Origin of the sequence: Microbispora sp. ZYX-F-249, from assembly GCF_039649665.1 — a bacterium.
GTDB classification, from domain to species: domain Bacteria; phylum Actinomycetota; class Actinomycetes; order Streptosporangiales; family Streptosporangiaceae; genus Microbispora; species Microbispora maris.
In genome coordinates this window covers 43,766-59,129 of the sequence record NZ_JBDJAW010000007.1, presented here as the reverse complement: position 1 = coordinate 59,129, position 15,364 = coordinate 43,766, and the positions used below count along the sequence as shown (strand labels likewise).

Below are 15,364 nucleotides of genomic sequence, written 5' to 3'. Positions count from 1 at the left end.
CAAGCCCCCTCGACCGGCGCCGTCCATGCGGCCCCGTCCACCTCGCCGAGGTGGACGGGGCCGTGGCATGTGCTGGCTACCATGCACGGCGTGACTGTCACGAGCGGCGTGCCCGCGGGTGTGCCGGGCGTGCGCGCCGCGGCCGGCCGGCGCCGGCCCGCGGATCCGTCCCGCGGGGCCCGTCCCCGCCGTGTCGCGGCCGTGGCCGTCGCGCTGGCCGCGCTGCTCGCCGGGCCGGCGGCCGCGGCCCCGCCCGATCCGCTGCTCGCCCTGCGGCTCGACGCCCGCGCCGCCGTGCGGGAGCATCCGGGCATGTGGACCGGCGCCTCCGTCGCCCGCGGCGCGCGGGCGGTCGTCGTCGGGTCGCCCCGGCCGCTGGTCGCCGAGATCGCCGCGCTGGCCGATCGCGCGGACCGTACGGTGACGAGGATCTGGGGCGGGTACGGCGGCGCGGTGGTCCTCGTGCCCCGCGGCGAGGAGCAGGCCGCCGTGCTGGCCGCGCCGGCGAAGGTGGACGGCCTGGCGGCCGTCGCCACCGGCGGCCGGGTGATCGTGCAGCCGGCCGCGTTCGCCCGCCTGTCCGCGACCGGCCGCCTGGTCGTCGTGACCCATGAGCTGACGCACGTCGCGACCGCCGGTCCCCGCGCCGTCCCGATGTGGCTCCTGGAGGGCTTCGCCGACTACGTGGGCTACCTGGACAGCGGGCTGCCGGTCCGGACGGTGGCCGCCGAGCTGGCCGCGGACGTGGCCGCCGGCAGGCCGGCGCTGCGGGAGCTGCCGGGGCCCGGCGACTTCGCGGCCAGGCCCGCCCAGGCGTACGAGGAGGCGTGGCTGGCCTGCCGCTACATCGCCGACCGGTTCGGCGAGCGGAGGCTGGTGGCCCTCTACCGCGCCGCGCGGCGCGAGGAGATCGGCGCCGCCCTGCGGGAGGTGCTCGGGCTGACCCCCGGCCGCCTGACCCTCGAATGGCGGGCGTACGCGCGCGGGCAGCTCGCCCGGTCCTGATCGGCGTACGGCGGCGGGACGGCCGCGGCTGCGACAATGCCTTCTCGGGCGGCGCGGGCGGACCGCGCGCGGCACGCCGGGGGTGAGGATGACGAAGCGGACGCTGATCGTCACGAACGACTTCCCGCCCAGACCGGGCGGCATCCAGGCGTTCGTGCACGGCCTCGCCTCACGCAGGCCGCCCGGTTCGGTGGTCGTGTACGCCCCGCGCTGGAAGGGGTGCGAGGACTTCGACGCCCGCCAGCCGTACGAGGTGGTCCGTCACCCCTCCTCGCTGATGCTGCCGACGCGCTCGGTGGCGAGGAGGGCGGCGGCCCTGGTCGAGGACGGCGCCACCGTCGTATTCGGCGCGGCGGCGCCGCTGGGGTTGCTCGCCCCCGCTCTGCGCGCCGCGGGCGCGGGGCGGATCGTCATGCTCACCCACGGGCACGAGGCGTCCTGGGCCCGCCTGCCCGGCGCGCGCGCCCTGCTGCGCCGCATCGGTGCGGGGGCCGACGTCGTGACCTACCTCGGCGGCTACACCCGCCGCCGGATCGCGAGGGCCGTCCCCGCCTCCCGGCTCGTACGGCTCGCGCCGGGCGTGGACACCGACGCCTTCCGTCCCGGAGCGGGCGGCGACCGGGTCCGGGCCTCGCTCGGCCTCGGCGACCGGCCGGTGGTCGTGTGCGTCTCGCGGCTGGTGCCGCGCAAGGGCCAGGACGTGCTGCTGCGGGCCTGGCCGCTCGTCCTGCGGCGGGTCCCCGGCGCGGTCCTGCTGCTGGTCGGCGGCGGCCCCTTACGGCGGTCGCTGGAGCGCGGCGCCGCCCGGGCCGGCCTGCGCGGCTCGGTGGTCGTCACCGGGTCCGTCCCCTGGGCGTCCCTGCCGGCCTACTACGACGCGGGCGACGTCTTCGCGATGCCCTGCCGCAGCAGGTTCGGGGGCCTGGACGTGGAGGGCCTCGGCATCGTCTACCTGGAGGCGTCGGCCACCGGGCTGCCGGTGGTCGCCGGGTCCTCCGGAGGCGCCCCCGACGCCGTACGCCACGGCGAGACGGGCCTGGTGGTCGACGGCACGTCGCACACGGCGGTGGCCGGCGCGCTGTGCGACCTGCTGGCCGACCCGGCCCGCGCCCGCGCGATGGGCGAGCGGGGCCGGGCCTGGATCGAGGAGGAGTGGCGCTGGGACCTCGTCGCGGCCCGGTTCGCCGCGCTGCTGTGACGGCCCGCCTCAGCCGGTGAACACCTCCACGAGCAGGAAGCCGTTCAGCGCGCTGATCACGGCGGCGACGGCGACGCCGGCGACGGTGGTGACGCGGCGGTTGACGAGGTCGCCCATCAGCTTCCTGCTGCTGGTGAACGCCACGAGCGGGACCAGGGCGAAGGGGATGCCGAAGGACAGCGCCACCTGGCTCAGGACGAGCGCCCGCGTGGGGTCCACCCCGGCGGCCAGGACGGCCATGGCCGGCAGGATCGTGACCAGGCGCCGCGCCAGGATTGGCACGCGGCGGCGCAGGAACCCCGCCATGATGATCTGCCCGGCGTAGGTGCCCACACTGGAGGAGGCCAGCCCGGAGGCGAGCAGGGCGAGCGCGAACGCGACGGCCGCCCCGGGCCCGAGCACCTGCCCGAGGCCGGCGTGGATGGCCTGCAGGCTGCCGGGATCGCCACCGCCGAAGGTGGCGGCGGCCACGGTCAGCATCGCCATGTTCACCAGCCCGGCGGCGCCGAGGGCCACGCCGATGTCCATCCGGCTGGCCCGCACCGCCTCCCTGCGCCCGCTCTCCCCGGGCCCGCCCGGCACGCCCAGGTGCTGTGTGAGGGCCGAGTGCAGGTAGACGACGTGGGGCATGACGGTCGCCCCGATGATCCCGGTGGCCAGCAGCAGGCTGTCCGGCCCGGCCAGGCGGGGCACGAAGCCGCCCGCCACGCCCGCGAGGGACCCCGACAGCAGCACCTGGTAGGCGAAGCCGGCCAGCACCACGGCGAGCAGCGCCGCGACGGTCACCTCGAACCGGCGGCGTCCGCGCGGCGCGAGCATGAGCAGGATCGAGGAGACGACGGCCGTGATGGCGGCGGCGGGCAGCAGCGGCACGCCGAACAGCAGGTTCAGCGCGATCGCCCCGCCGATGAACTCGGCCAGGTCGGTGGCGGCGGCGACCAGCTCGGCCTGCACCCACAGCGGCAGGCTCACCCGCCGCGGCAGATGGTCGCGGCACAGCTCGGGGAGGTTGCGGCCGGTGGCGATGCCGAGCTTGGCCGACAGCGCCTGCACGAACATGGCCAGCACGTTCGCGACGGCGATCACCCACAGCAGCATGGTGCCGTACTGCGCGCCGCCCGCCATGTTGGTCGCGAAGTTGCCGGGATCGACGTACGCCACGGAGACGACGAACGCGGGGCCGCACAGGCCGGCCAGCCGCGCGAGGCGGCCCGGTGCCGCCCGGCGGGCGGCGGGCGGGGCGGTGGGAACGGCGGGCGCACGCCCGTCGGAGGGGCGGCGGGAGTCGAGCACGAGAGCCTCACAGGACAGAGGTCTGGACGGGCGGCCGCCCCGGGCCCGGTGCGGCGCGGCTCGCGGCCGGGCGCACCGGGCGCCGGGACGTGGTGCGGCACACGCGCGGAGCGGCGCGGGGGCCGAGGAGTGCGTGGATGGCGAAAGGGCGGACGGGCCCCGGTGCCCGCCCGTCACGCTCGGGCGAACGGCGAACGGCGAACGGCGAACGGCGGACCCGGCCCGCGGCGGACCCGGCCCGCGGCGGACCCGGCCCGCCGCGGGCGCTACCGGCGCCGGAGCCCCGGCGGGCTTGCGCGCACGGGCGTCAGGTGAGCTTGTCCTTGAGCTTGCCGATGGGGCCCACCTCGGTGCCGAGCGCGGGGCCCTGCGGCTCGCCCATGCTGCCGTCGTAGGTGTCGTACAGCTTGGGGTCGGGCGGCGGCGCCATGGCGGGACCCCCGAGCGGCTCCGGGTTGAGCAGATAGGTGAACTGGTGGCGGCCGTCCGGCTGCGGCCCGCCGGCCCAGCCGCCCGCCTGGGCCTCGGTGCCGTCGGAGAGGTCCCAGATCGTCTCCGCGTGCTCGGCGTGCTCCTCGTCGAACAGCGCGTTGGGCACGACGACGTCCTCCAGGCCGTCCGTCCTGAGTTCCTCGATCGCCTTGAGCCACAGGTTCTGGTGCAGGGTGTCCCGGGCGAGGTTGAACTTCAGCATGTCCTTCACGCCGCGGTCGTCGGTCATGTGGTACAGCCGGGCGGTCTGCAGCCGGCCGTGCGCCTCGGCCGCGACGTTGGCCTGGAAGTCCGCCAGGAGGTTGCCGCTGGCGACGATGTAGCGGCCGTTCCAGGGGTATCCGTTGCTGTCGGCGGGCAGGGGGCCGCCGCCGGCCACGATCGCCTGCTGCGGGTCCATGCCGCCCAGCACGGCGCCGAGCACGGGGTCGGCGGTGGCCATCTTCGTGACCGTCGTGGAGGGCGCGCCCTCGAGGAGGCGGGCGACCATCGTGGCGAGCATCTCGACGTGCCCGATCTCCTCGGTCGCGATGTCCATGATCAGGTCTTTGTACTTGCCGGGCATGCGGCAGTTCCAGCCCTGGAACAGGTACTGCATGGTCACCGTCATCTCGCCGAAGGCGCCGCCGATGAGCTCCTGGAGCTTGCGCGCGTATACCGGGTCGGGCTTTTCGGGCTTGGCCTCGAACTGGAGCCGACGGGTGTGCCGGAACATATGACTCCTCGCGTAGGAAAACCACAGGGAGCCGCAGGCCTTACGCGGGCTAAGGGCGCGACCCCACTGGTGCGTGTGGTGGGGGGTCACGCATAAATCCCAACACGTGGCGCATCGGGACCACAGGAGCGACACCTAACGAAGGACCCAATGGTTGGACAGGCGGGCGCGGTCGACGTACCGCTCCCGGCACCGCCGGGAGAGAACCCTTCGCCGGGTGCCGCCCCGGTGGCCGGGTCGCGCCCGGGCCGAGCAGGGGTCGCGGCCGGCGGGTCAGGGTTCGCGGGCGGGCGGTCAGGGTTTGCGGCCGACGCCGCCGGCGACGCAGATGCCGCCGAGATCGAGGGGGTAGCGCACGGGTTCCTCGGGACGCCACTCGGGCACGTGCACGACGCCGGGTTCGACGAGGTCGAGACCGTCGAAGAACCGCACGATCTCGGGCAGGTCCCGGGCCCTGCCGGTGCCGAGCATCTGCAGCAGCACGGCTTCCAGCTCGCGCATCTCCGGCGCGCAGGAGCAGAAGTGGGTGAGCTGCATGTAGCTGCCCGGAGCCAGGCGTGCCTTGTAGGCGTCCACGAGGCCGTTCGGGTCCTCCGCGTCGGCGAGATGGTGGACCACGGCCACCATCAGCAGGCCGATGGGACGGGAGAGGTCGAGGAAGCCCTCGACGTCGGGGTGGTTGAGGATCACCTCGGGCTCGCGCATGTCCGCGGTGATCACGCGGGTGCGCTCGTCGGTCTGCAGGATCGCCCGCGCGTGGGCCAGCACGATGGGGTCGTTGTCGACGTAGACGACCTTCGCGGCGGGGTTGATCCGCTGCGCGACCGAATGGGTGTTGTCCATCGTGGGCAGGCCCGAGCCGATGTCGAGGAACTGGTCGATGCCCTGCTCGGCCATGTACTTCACGCCGCGGAACAGCATCGCGCGGTTGTTGCGGGCCCCCTCGCCGCGGTCGGGGAAGTGCCGCATGCCCTCCGTCGCGACCGCGCGGTCCACCGCGAAGTTGTCCTTGCCGCCCAGGAACGCGTCGTACACCCGCGCGATGCTGGGCTTGGTCGTGTCGACCTCCGGGGGGAGATAGTCGGGATCGCGGTGCGTCCAGTTCCAGCCGCCGACCCTGTCACCCATCGCCCGTCCCTCTCCAGTCGCCGATCACGGATGCGTCTGGAGCATAACCAGGCGAACCGCAACATTGCGATGCCAGGGCGATATTTTTCGGTGGCCGACGCCGGGCGTCGTGGACGGCTGGGCCTCACGAGCTCCGAAAAGCCTGTTCGGCATGCGTTTCTTGCCGGTTCCGGCTGTCCGAAAGTTTCAGTGGCCCCGTCGCCGTATGGTGCGCGACAACCCGGCCACGGCGTCCGCGGCCGGGTCGCCCGGGTCAGCCGCCGTACAGCTCGTCGATCTGCTTGGCGAAGTCCCGGGTCACGACGTGCCGCTTGATCGACTGCTTCGGCGTGACGTGGCCGGTCTCCTCGCTCAGCTCGATGTCGAGGATGCTGAACTTCTTGATCTGCTCGGCCTTGGAGACCATCCGGTTGGCGTCGTCCACGGCCTGCTGCACCTCGGCGACGACGGCGGGATCGGAGCAGAGCTCGGCCATGGAGGCGCCGGAGCGGCCGTTGGCCTCCTTCCACTGCTCCATCGCCTCGTGGTCGAGGGTGATGATCGCGCCGATGAACGGCTTGTCGTCGCCGACCACCATCACCTGGCTGACCAGGCGGTGTGCGCGGATGGCGTCCTCGAGCGGCGCCGGCGCGACGTTCTTGCCGCCGGCGGTGACGAGGATCTCCTTCTTGCGGCCGGTGATGCTCAGGTAGCCGTCGTCGTCGAGGCTGCCGACGTCCCCGGTGTGGAACCAGCCCTCGGGGTCGACGACCTCCTTGGTCGCCCGCTCGTTGTTCCAGTAGCCGTCGAAGACGTGCCGGCCCTTCACCAGGATCTCGCCGTCGTCGGCGATGCGGATGCTCACGCCGGGGAACGGCTTGCCGACCGTGCCGATCTTGTTGGCGCCCGGGATGTTGACGGTCGAGGGCGCGCTGGTCTCGGTCAGCCCCCAGCCCTCGAACACCTCGATGCCCACGCCGCGGAAGAAGTGGCCGAGCCGCTCGCCGAGGGCCGATCCGCCGGAGACCGCCGCCGTCAGCGCGCCGCCGGTGGCCGCCCGCAGCTTGCCGTACACGAGCTTGTCGAAGGCCGCGTGCTTGAGCCGGGCGCCGAGACCGGCCCCGCCGGAGCTCTCGGCCCTGCTCCACTCGATCGCGGCCCGGACCGCGGCGTGGAAGATCTTGCCCTTGCCCTCCGCGGTGGCCTTCTGCTCGGCGGCGTTGTAGACCTTCTCGAACACGCGGGGCACGCCGAGCAGGAAGGTGGGCCGGAATTCCCGCAGGTCGGGCGCCACGTTCTTCATGTTCGGGCTGTGCGCGAGCACCGTCTTCGTCTCGATCAGGACGACCTGGATGATCCGGGCGAAGCTGTGCGCCAGCGGGAGGAAGAGCAGCGCGGCCCGGCCATCCACGTCGAACAGCGACTCCAGCGGCCCGAGGGAGACGTTGCGCGCGGTGAACAGCAGGTTGTCGTGGGTGAGGCGGCAGCCCTTCGGCATACCGGTCGTGCCGGAGGTGTAGATGATCGTGGCGAGGTCGCGGCCGCCGCGGCTCGCCCTGCGCTCGGCCAGCGTGTCGTTGCCCACCTCGGCGCCGAGCCGCTCCAGCTCGGCCAGCCCGCCGTCGTCGATGCGCCACAGCAGCGGCAGATCGGGCGCGGCCTCGCGCACGGTCTCCTCGTGGGCGGCCGTCTCCACGATCGCGGCCTTGGCGCCGCTGTCACTCAGGATCCACTTCACCTGGTCGGCGGAGGACGTCTCGTAGATCGGCACCCCGACCGCGCCCGCCGCCCAGATGGCGTAGTCGGCGACCGTCCACTCGTAGCGCGTGCGCGACATCAGCCCGACCCGGTCGCCGGGTTCGACCCCGGCGGCGATCAGCCCCTTGGCGGCGGCCGCCACCTGGTCCCTGAACTGCGCGGCCGTGACCGGCGTCCACGGCGCGCCCGGATCCTCACCCTCCTTACGGCGGATGACGACGGTGTCCGGTTCGTCCACGCCGCGCTGGAACACCACGTCGGTGCAGTTCGCGGATGGAGGCACGTCCACCAGCACGGGAACGCTGAACTCGCGCACGGGTCACTCCTTCGCGCACGGCCGCGCGGTCTCCGGAGCGCCGTGCCGGGACCGCGTTGCGGGCATCACTCTTCGTGTCTCACTGGACGCTACCGTGCAAAGTTACGCACGGGTAGATCCGTCACCCAGGCGTTATCCAGGGACAAATCGACGCTATCAGTGTCCCCCGGGCGACGGGGGCGACACCTTTCCGTGACCCAAGCGGGTGCTAGGTAAAGCGGCCGTTACGATGTGCGCATGCGCATCCACGTGGTCAGCGACGTCCACGGCCGGGCCGACGCGCTCGCCCGCGCGGGCGACGGGGCCGACGCCCTGATCTGCCTCGGCGACCTGCTCCTGTTCATCGACTACGCCGACCACTCGCAGGGCATCTTCCCGGACCTGTTCGGCGCGGAGAAGGCGAGCGAGCTCGTGGGCCTGCGCTCGGCGGGCCGCTTCGGCGAGGCGCGGGAGCTGTCGGCCGGCCTGTGGGCCTCCCTCGACGGCGACCCCCGCGACGTCATCGAGGCGGCGGTCCGGCGCCAGTACGAGCAGATCTTCTCCGCCATGCCGACGCCCGCCTACCTCACGTACGGCAACGTGGACATGCCGCGCCTGTGGGCGGACCACCTGCGGCCCGGGCAGCGGGTCCTGGACGGCGAGGTGGTGGAGATCGGCGGGCTCACCTTCGGGTTCGTCGGCGGCGGTCTGCGCACCAAGTACCGCACGCCGTACGAGATCGACGACGAGGAGTACGCGCGCAAGGTCGAGGCGGTCGGCGAGGTGGACGTGCTGTGCTGCCACATCCCGCCCGCCATCCCCGACCTGCTGTACGACGTGGTGGCCCGGCGGTTCGAACGGGGGAGCGAGGCCACGCTGGAGGCGATCAGGAGGACGCAGCCCCGGTTCGCGCTGTTCGGCCACGTTCACCAGCCGCTGGTCAGCAGGACCCGTGTGGGGCGCACGGAGTGCGTCAACGTCGGCCATTTCCGCGGCCGTGGCACGCCTTTCGCCCTGGAATGGTGAAGTACGGTTGGCGCATGGCTGATCGCACTTCGTCGAGCATCACGATCGGCGCCGGCCGGTCGACAATCATGGCCGTCATCGCCGACTTCCCGGCCTATCCGGAGTGGGCCGGCCAGGTGAAGAAGGCCGAGGTCCTGGAGACGGGCGCGGACGGCCGCGCCACCCGGGTCCGGTTCGTCCTCGACGCCGGAGTGATCAGCGACGAGTACGTCCTCGGGTACGACTGGGACGACGACGCGGGCGTGAGCTGGCGGATGGCCGACGCCGGGCGGATGCTCTCGGGCCTGACCGGCAGTTACCGCCTGACCGAGAACGGCGGCGGCACGGAGGTCACCTACGACCTCGCCGTGGACCTGAAGGTCCCGATGATCGGCATGATCAAGCGCAAGGCCGAGAAGGTCATCGTCGACACGGCGCTGAAGGGGCTCAAGCGGCGCGTCGAGAGCCGATGAGGGTCCTCCTCTTCACGGGGAAGGGCGGGGTCGGCAAGACCACGGCGGCCGCCGCGACCGCCACGCTCGCGGCCGCGCGCGGCAACAAGACGCTGGTCGTGTCCACCGACACCGCGCACTCGCTCGCCGACGCGCTCGGCGTGCCGCCCTCGGCCGAGCCGGTCGAGGCCGCCCCCGGCCTGCACCTGCAGCAGGTGGACACCCAGAAGTCGCTGGAGCGGCACTGGGGCGAGTTACGCGACTACGCCGGGAACGTGCTGGCGGAGCTCGGCCTCGACGAGGTCACCTCCGAGGAGATCACCGTCCTGCCGGGCGCCGAGGAGATCCTCGCGCTGCTCGAACTGCGCGAGCAGGCCCGCACGGGCCGCTGGGACGTGATCGTCGTCGACTGCGCCCCGACCGCGGAGACCCTGCGCCTGCTCGCCCTGCCGGAGGCGCTCGACTGGCACGTCAACCGTCTGCTCCCCGTGGGCAGGCGGGTGCTGAGAGCGCTGTCGCCGGTCATCCGGCACGTCGCCAAGGTGAGCGTGCCCGAGGGCGAGGTCGTCTCGGCGGGGGAGCGGCTGCACCGGGGGCTGCTGGAGGTGCGCGCGCTGCTCACCGGCGACGACGCGTCCGTGCGGCTCGTGCTGACCCCCGAGGCCGTGGTCGTCGCCGAGGCCCGCCGTACGCTCACCTCGCTCAGCCTGTACGGCTACCGCGTCGACGCGGTGATCGCCAACCGGGTCTTCCCCGCGGAGGGCGCCGACGAGTGGCGGCTGGGCTGGGTGGAGGCCCAGGCCAGGCAGCTCGCCGCGGTGCACGAGTCGTTCGCGCCGCTGCCCGTCCTCACCGCCCCCTATCTTCCGGCGGAGCCGGTCGGAACCGCAGCCCTCGCGGACCTCGCCGCGCGGATGTACGGAGACCGGGATCCCTTCGCCCGCCCGGACGCCGAGCCGCCCCTGAGGTTCACCGCCGACGAGCTGACGTTGTCCCTGCCGCTCGCCGACCGCGACGACCTCGACCTCGCCCGCAAGGGCGACGACATCATCGTCACCGCAGGGTCCTACCGGCGGGTCATCGCCCTGCCCGCCGCCCTCGCCCGGCGCCGGATCTCCTCGGCCGCGCTCCGCGACGGCCGGCTCCGGGTACGGTTCGAGGCAGGAGGGGCGATATGACGGATTCCAACGACACCAAACCCCGCAGCCAGGACCCGCTCGGGTCGGCGGCGGAGGAGGCGATGAAGCTTCTGGACGCCGTCCAGCGGCGAATGGGCCGCGAGTTCGGCAAGGGGCTGGTGAAGGGCGGAGTGAGCGGCTTCGGGGCCGCCTTCGGCGGCGGCGGCGCGGGCGGCCGGGGCGACGACGTGTGGAGCGAGGCCGTCTCCGACGACCACGACGAGTACGTCTGCCGGGCCTGCCCGGTGTGCCGGGTCATCGCCGCGCGCCGGGAAGCCGGCGGCGACGTCACCGGCCATCTGGTCGCGGCGGGCGGAGAGCTCTTCGCGGCCCTCCGGCAGGCGGTCGACGCCCTGCAGCGTCCCCCGTCACGCCCGGCGGGGGAGCGCCGGCCCGGCGACTCCACGGTGGAGCACATCGACCTGGGATGACGAGCCGGTTGCGCTCGGATGTCGGTGGGATTGCCACAACCCGGCTTGATCGGCTTCAATCGGCGCGGCGTTGCTCGTGTGTGAGCGGTTCGGGCGGAAGGAAGACAGCATGGCGCTGACCATCGGCGTGGACGTGGGCGGTACCAAGATCGCGTACGGTGTCGTCGGAGACGACGGCGCCATCATCGAGCGCGGCCTGCGGCACAGCCCGGCGGGCAGCCCCGAGAAGATGGCGCTCACGATCGCCGACGCGGTGACCGAGCTCGCCGCGCGGCACGAGGTCGAGGCGGTCGGCATCGGCGCGGCGGGCTTCGTCGACGAGACCCGGTCGGTCATCCGTTTCGCCCCCAACCTCGCCTGGCGCGAGGAGCCGCTGCGCGAGAAGGTGGGCGAGCTGGTCGGCCTGCCGGTCGTCGTGGAGAACGACGCCAACGCCATGGCCTGGGGGGAGTACCGCTTCGGCGCGGGCCGGGGCGAGAGCCACGTGGTGTGCGTGACCGTCGGCACGGGCATCGGCGGCGGGATCGTGCTGGGCGGCGAGCTCTACCGCGGGCGGTGGGGGATGGGCGCCGAGCTCGGCCACATGCAGGCGGTGCCCGGCGGCCGTGCCTGCGGCTGCGGCAACAGCGGCTGCTGGGAGCGGTACGCCAGCGGCAGTTCGCTGCTGATGGAGGCCAAGGACAACGCGCAGGCCGACCCCGAGGGCGCCGAGCACCTGCTGCGGCTCGGCGGCTCGGTCGAGGGCATCCAGGGCGAGCACGTGACCGAGGCGGCGCGCCTGGGCGACCGGGCGGCGCTGGCCGCCTTCGAGTCGCTCGCCGGATGGCTCGCCCAGGGGCTGGCCGACATGGCCGCGGTCCTCGACCCCGGGTGCTTCATCATCGGCGGCGGCGTCTCCGGCGCGGCGGACCTGTTCGTCGACCGGGTGCGCGAGGAGTTCGCCGCGCGGCTGACCGGCCGCGGACACCGCCCGCTCGCCGAGATCAGGGTGGCCGAGATGGGCCCGTCGGCCGGGCTGGTGGGAGCCGGTGACCTCGCCAGGCTCCGCTGACGGCGTGCTGCGGGTCGCGACCTACAACGTCCGGGGACTCAGGGACGACCGCGGGGCGCTGGTCCGGGTGATCCGCGCCCTGCGGCCCGACGTGCTCTGCCTCCAGGAGGCGCCGCGCCTGCCGGGGTGGCGGCGGCAGCGGCGGGCGCTGGCCCGCGCCGCGGGCCTGTCGGTGGCCGCCGGAGGCCGGGTGGGCGGGACCGCCGTCCTCACCGCCCCGGCCGTACGGCTCCTGCGCGGGCGCGGGCACCGCCTGCGGTGGTTCGCCGGGCTGGAATGGCGCTCCGTCGCGCTCGCCGTGGTGGAGAAGGACCGCGAGAGGTATGCCGTGTGCTCGGCACACCTCGACCTCGTGGCGGGGGCGCGCCTGAGCCACGCGGCCCAGATCGTGCCGCTCCTGGAGCGCGCCGCCCGGGAGTTCGAGGCCGCGCCGGTGCTCGCCGGCGACCTCAACGAGGCCCCCGAGGCCCCCGTCTGGCGCCTTCTCGGGGGCCGCTACACCGACTGCTTCACCGCCGCGCCGGGCCCCGCTGGGCGGGGAGACGACGCCCGGGCCGGTGCGACGTTCCCGGCCCGCGAACCCCGCGTGCGGATCGACGCGATCTTCGCGGGCCCGGGCCTGAGCGTCGTGTCGTACGGCGGCGCGGACGCCCCGCCCGGCGACCTGGCCGCCGCGAGCGACCACCGGCCGGTCGTCGCCGAGCTCGTGCCCACGCCGCCCGCAGGGGGCTGACGCCGGGAAAGCGCTTCCGCCGTCCGCGTGCCCTGCGGCCGCTGATCGGATTCGCCGCCTGTGTGACGGGGAGTGCCCGGTCACCCGTACGATCGTTTCATGACCCGCCGCCTCATACGGCGTGCGGTGCCGTTGTGTGTGCTGTCCGCCGGCCTGGTGGCCGGGCTCCTCCCGTGCGCCACACCGGTCGCGCACGCGTACACAGGGATCGTCCGCGCCCAGGCGGAGCGCGGCCCGTCGGGGGACGAACTCGCCCAGGGCGCCGGCTCCTCCACCGGGCGCCTCCAGGCCGACGGCTCGCTGTCCGACATCGCCGGCCTGTCGGCCAAGGACATCTGGGCCGTGGGCCAGCAGAACGCCTGGGACCTGTGGCGCAACCAGGGGATCATCACCCACTGGGACGGCTCCTCCTGGAGCGAGGTGCCCATCCGGGGCGACGCCACCGGCGCCGGCCACCTGCGATCGGTCGCCGCCGCCTCCGCCACCGAGATCTGGGCCGTCGGCGACGGCCACGACGGCCTGCCGTACGTGGCGAAGGGCACCCGCGACGGGTTCGACCGCGTCGGCGTCCCGCAACTGCGCACGGGGGACTGGCTCGGCGGGGTCGCCGCCTCCTCGGGCCGGGTGGTCGCGGCCGGCAGCCGGGACGGCAAGGCGTTCCTGCTGAGCAGCGGCGGCGCCGCCAAGGGCACGACCTGGAAGACGGGTCAGGGCCCCGAGGGCGCGCTGTACGGCGTGGCGCTCGCGGGCCGGTCGGACGGCTGGGCGGTGGGCGACACCGGCTCCGGGCCCCTGGCCATGCGCCTGACCGCCGCCGGGTGGAAACAGAGCGGCCTGCCGGAGATCAAGGGTGGCTTCCTCCGGGACGTGTACGCGGACGGCCGCAAGCACGCGATCGCCGTCGGGGGCGTCTACCAGAGCGACGGCGGCATCTCCCCGCTGATCCTCGAATGGGACGGCAGGCACTGGAAGCGGGTGACACCGCCGGAGCGGCGCGCCGAGCTGTACGGAGTCACCGGCGACGGCGACGGCATGTTCTGGATCTCGGGGTACGACCCGGGGCACGAGGCGGAGGGCTTCCTGCTGCGGTACGACGGATCGCGCTGGACCACGCTGCGCGGCCAGGCGGCGGCCGAGGACCGCAGGGTGCGGCTGCAGGCGGTCGCGCACGTCGGCGACCTCACCATGGCCGTCGGCCACACGCTGGACGGCAAGGGCCGCTACATCGACCTCGTGGAGCGCTTCGGCCCGCCTCCCGCCGAGGACGCCGCGGTGAAGGCGGCCCCGGCGGCCGAGTGAGGACGCGCGCCGGCGTCAGACGACCGCGCCGTCGTCCCACCCGGAGTCGGCGGGCGGGCCGTCGCCCATGCGTACGACGAGGATCACGAACCCCGCGATGAACGCCGACACCGCGGCGAACACGATCCACCCGTCCATGGGCCAGTGCAACAGCGCGGCCAGGAGCAGGTAGGCGGGGCCGCCGAACAGCGCCAGCCAGGAGAGCCGGCTCAGCGCGTCCCCCGGCGGAAGCGGCGGCGGGGGCGGCGGGACGTAGTGGTCCTCGTCGTCGCCGGCGGGGGCGCGGGCGGGGGCCCGGCCCTCGCCCGGCTCGTCGCCGGAGCCGGTGTCGTCGGGACCTGTGCCCGGGAACCTGTCGCCGGGGGCACCGTCGGCGGTGCCCGCGCCGGTCTCCTCGGTGACGTTCTCGCGGTCAGGCCATGGCTGTTCGGCCGAGGCGTCCTCGGCTGTCTCGTTGAACGAGGCGACGATCTGGCGCCAGACCTCGTCCTCGTCACTTTGCGGCGTCACGTCGATCCCGGGTCACAAGTCCTTGGTCAAGGGTACCGAGGCGTGGGAGCGGATGAACTCCAGACTCCCTTCGAAGATCACAGGCGCGTCGTTGTCGAGGGTGGCGACATGGTAGCTGTCCGCCAGCTCTCTGACTTCCAGATTGTTTCCCATCCTCGCCTGCAGGAACGCGACGCTCCCCGGCTTTACCACATGGTCGTCCCTGCTGTGGAACACCAGCACCGGCTGGGTCACCTTGGCGATGTCGGACTGGACGAGCCTCCACAGCCGGGGCAGCGTGGCGGCGGCCCGGACGGGCGTCCGCGCGTAGCCGAGCTCGCTCGCGCCCTCCTTCTTGATGTCGCCCGCCACCCCGGGGATCGAGCGTACGACGTGCTTGAGCACCGGGGCCAGCCGGAGCAGCGGCACGTCGTTGACCACGGACGGGTTGACCACGACGGCGCCCGTGACGGCGTCCCCGTGCACCTCGGCCAGGCGCAGCGCCATGCAGCCGCCGAGGGACAGGCCCATCACGAACGCCTGCGCGCACCGGCCGCGCAGGTCGGCGAACGCCTTGTCCAGCTCGGCGTACCAGTCCTCCCAGCGGGTGCGGCTCATCTCCTGCCACGACGTGCCGTGGCCGGGCAGGCGGGGCAGGGACACCGTCAGTCCCGCCCGGGCCAGATGCTCACCCCACGGCCTCAGGGACTGCGGCGAGCCGGTGAACCCGTGGCAGAGCAGGACGCCGATCTCACCGCCCTCGTGGTGGTACGGCTCCGCACCCGGCAGCACTGGCATGGGAGACCTCCGCGAAACGGTGGCGTGTTCCGCCCGATACTCGCACGTTGGTCAGCGTTAGTGCG

At 73.7% G+C, this 15,364-nt stretch carries 15 protein-coding genes; 9 read left to right on the top strand and 6 right to left on the bottom strand.

All coding sequences use genetic code 11. The features are described 5' to 3' along the window. Window positions 1–90 precede the first annotated feature (90 nt). Window positions 91–1,005 carry a gluzincin family metallopeptidase gene (locus tag AAH991_RS11240; RefSeq protein ID WP_346225704.1) on the top strand — a complete coding sequence of 305 codons (915 nt, stop codon included), beginning with the start codon at window positions 91–93 and terminating at the stop codon, window positions 1,003–1,005. Window positions 1,006–1,093: 88 nt separating this feature from the next. After that, window positions 1,094–2,203 (top strand): glycosyltransferase family 4 protein, encoded by a 1,110-nt coding sequence (locus AAH991_RS11235; RefSeq protein WP_346225703.1) that lies wholly within the window; start codon window positions 1,094–1,096, stop codon window positions 2,201–2,203. A gap of 9 nt (window positions 2,204–2,212) precedes the next feature. Here AAH991_RS11235 and AAH991_RS11230 read toward each other — a convergent pair whose 3' ends face one another. The 4 genes from AAH991_RS11230 to AAH991_RS11215 form a co-directional block, all read right to left on the bottom strand. Beyond that, window positions 2,213–3,496, bottom strand: a complete 1,284-nt coding sequence (locus AAH991_RS11230) for an Nramp family divalent metal transporter (RefSeq protein WP_346225702.1) — start codon at window positions 3,494–3,496, stop codon at window positions 2,213–2,215. A 307-nt stretch (window positions 3,497–3,803) separates the two neighbouring features. Then, entirely contained in the window at window positions 3,804–4,703 is a 900-nt protein-coding gene (locus tag AAH991_RS11225) for a manganese catalase (protein WP_346225701.1), read from the bottom strand. 294 nt (window positions 4,704–4,997) lie between these two features. Further along, window positions 4,998–5,831, bottom strand: a complete 834-nt coding sequence (locus AAH991_RS11220; RefSeq protein WP_346225700.1) for an SAM-dependent methyltransferase — start codon at window positions 5,829–5,831, stop codon at window positions 4,998–5,000. A 253-nt stretch (window positions 5,832–6,084) separates the two neighbouring features. Continuing rightward, entirely contained in the window at window positions 6,085–7,884 is a 1,800-nt protein-coding gene (locus AAH991_RS11215; RefSeq protein WP_346225699.1) for an AMP-dependent synthetase/ligase, read from the bottom strand. Window positions 7,885–8,121: 237 nt separating this feature from the next. On the opposite strand from AAH991_RS11215, the gene AAH991_RS11210 reads away from it, so the two are divergent. The 7 genes from AAH991_RS11210 (at window position 8,122) to AAH991_RS11180 (ending at window position 14,012) form a co-directional block, all read left to right on the top strand. Beyond that, window positions 8,122–8,889 (top strand): metallophosphoesterase family protein, encoded by a 768-nt coding sequence (locus AAH991_RS11210; RefSeq protein WP_346225698.1) that lies wholly within the window; start codon window positions 8,122–8,124, stop codon window positions 8,887–8,889. Window positions 8,890–8,903: 14 nt separating this feature from the next. Next, window positions 8,904–9,341, top strand: coding sequence for an SRPBCC family protein (locus AAH991_RS11205; protein ID WP_346225697.1), 438 nt, complete (start codon window positions 8,904–8,906; stop codon window positions 9,339–9,341). Continuing rightward, complete coding sequence (locus AAH991_RS11200; RefSeq protein ID WP_346225696.1) at window positions 9,338–10,498, top strand: ArsA family ATPase; 1,161 nt, start codon at window positions 9,338–9,340, stop codon at window positions 10,496–10,498. The genes AAH991_RS11205 and AAH991_RS11200 overlap by 4 nt, the downstream gene beginning before the upstream one ends. Beyond that, on the top strand, window positions 10,495–10,929 hold the full coding sequence (locus AAH991_RS11195) for a hypothetical protein (RefSeq protein WP_346225695.1): 435 nt from the start codon (window positions 10,495–10,497) through the stop codon (window positions 10,927–10,929). Before AAH991_RS11200 ends, AAH991_RS11195 begins: the two co-directional genes overlap by 4 nt. Window positions 10,930–11,038: 109 nt before the next feature. After that, entirely contained in the window at window positions 11,039–11,980 is a 942-nt protein-coding gene (locus tag AAH991_RS11190) for an ROK family glucokinase (RefSeq protein WP_346225694.1), read from the top strand. Beyond that, window positions 11,958–12,713 (top strand): endonuclease/exonuclease/phosphatase family protein, encoded by a 756-nt coding sequence (locus AAH991_RS11185; RefSeq protein ID WP_346225693.1) that lies wholly within the window; start codon window positions 11,958–11,960, stop codon window positions 12,711–12,713. Before AAH991_RS11190 ends, AAH991_RS11185 begins: the two co-directional genes overlap by 23 nt. A 99-nt stretch (window positions 12,714–12,812) precedes the next feature. Beyond that, on the top strand, window positions 12,813–14,012 hold the full coding sequence (locus AAH991_RS11180; RefSeq protein WP_346225692.1) for a beta propeller repeat protein: 1,200 nt from the start codon (window positions 12,813–12,815) through the stop codon (window positions 14,010–14,012). A gap of 15 nt (window positions 14,013–14,027) precedes the next feature. Here the strand turns inward: AAH991_RS11180 and AAH991_RS11175 are convergent, their stop codons facing one another. Both AAH991_RS11175 and AAH991_RS11170 read right to left on the bottom strand, forming a co-directional pair. Further along, complete coding sequence (locus AAH991_RS11175; RefSeq protein ID WP_346225691.1) at window positions 14,028–14,522, bottom strand: hypothetical protein; 495 nt, start codon at window positions 14,520–14,522, stop codon at window positions 14,028–14,030. A gap of 12 nt (window positions 14,523–14,534) precedes the next feature. Continuing rightward, entirely contained in the window at window positions 14,535–15,299 is a 765-nt protein-coding gene (locus AAH991_RS11170; protein ID WP_346225690.1) for an alpha/beta hydrolase, read from the bottom strand. Window positions 15,300–15,364: the final 65 nt, after the last annotated feature.

Bases quoted from the DNA above. Each gene is read 5' to 3' on its own strand.
- AAH991_RS11235 (WP_346225703.1), top strand. From the start codon at position 1,094: ATGACGAAGCGGACGCTGATCGTCACGAACGACTTCCCGCCCAGACCG.
- AAH991_RS11225 (WP_346225701.1), bottom strand. From the start codon at position 4,703: ATGTTCCGGCACACCCGTCGGCTCCAGTTCGAGGCCAAGCCCGAAAAG.
- AAH991_RS11220 (WP_346225700.1), bottom strand. From the start codon at position 5,831: ATGGGTGACAGGGTCGGCGGCTGGAACTGGACGCACCGCGATCCCGAC.
- AAH991_RS11210 (WP_346225698.1), top strand. From the start codon at position 8,122: ATGCGCATCCACGTGGTCAGCGACGTCCACGGCCGGGCCGACGCGCTC.
- AAH991_RS11205 (WP_346225697.1), top strand. From the start codon at position 8,904: ATGGCTGATCGCACTTCGTCGAGCATCACGATCGGCGCCGGCCGGTCG.
- AAH991_RS11200 (WP_346225696.1), top strand. From the start codon at position 9,338: ATGAGGGTCCTCCTCTTCACGGGGAAGGGCGGGGTCGGCAAGACCACG.
- AAH991_RS11195 (WP_346225695.1), top strand. From the start codon at position 10,495: ATGACGGATTCCAACGACACCAAACCCCGCAGCCAGGACCCGCTCGGG.
- AAH991_RS11190 (WP_346225694.1), top strand. From the start codon at position 11,039: ATGGCGCTGACCATCGGCGTGGACGTGGGCGGTACCAAGATCGCGTAC.
- AAH991_RS11180 (WP_346225692.1), top strand. From the start codon at position 12,813: ATGACCCGCCGCCTCATACGGCGTGCGGTGCCGTTGTGTGTGCTGTCC.
- AAH991_RS11170 (WP_346225690.1), bottom strand. From the start codon at position 15,299: ATGCCAGTGCTGCCGGGTGCGGAGCCGTACCACCACGAGGGCGGTGAG.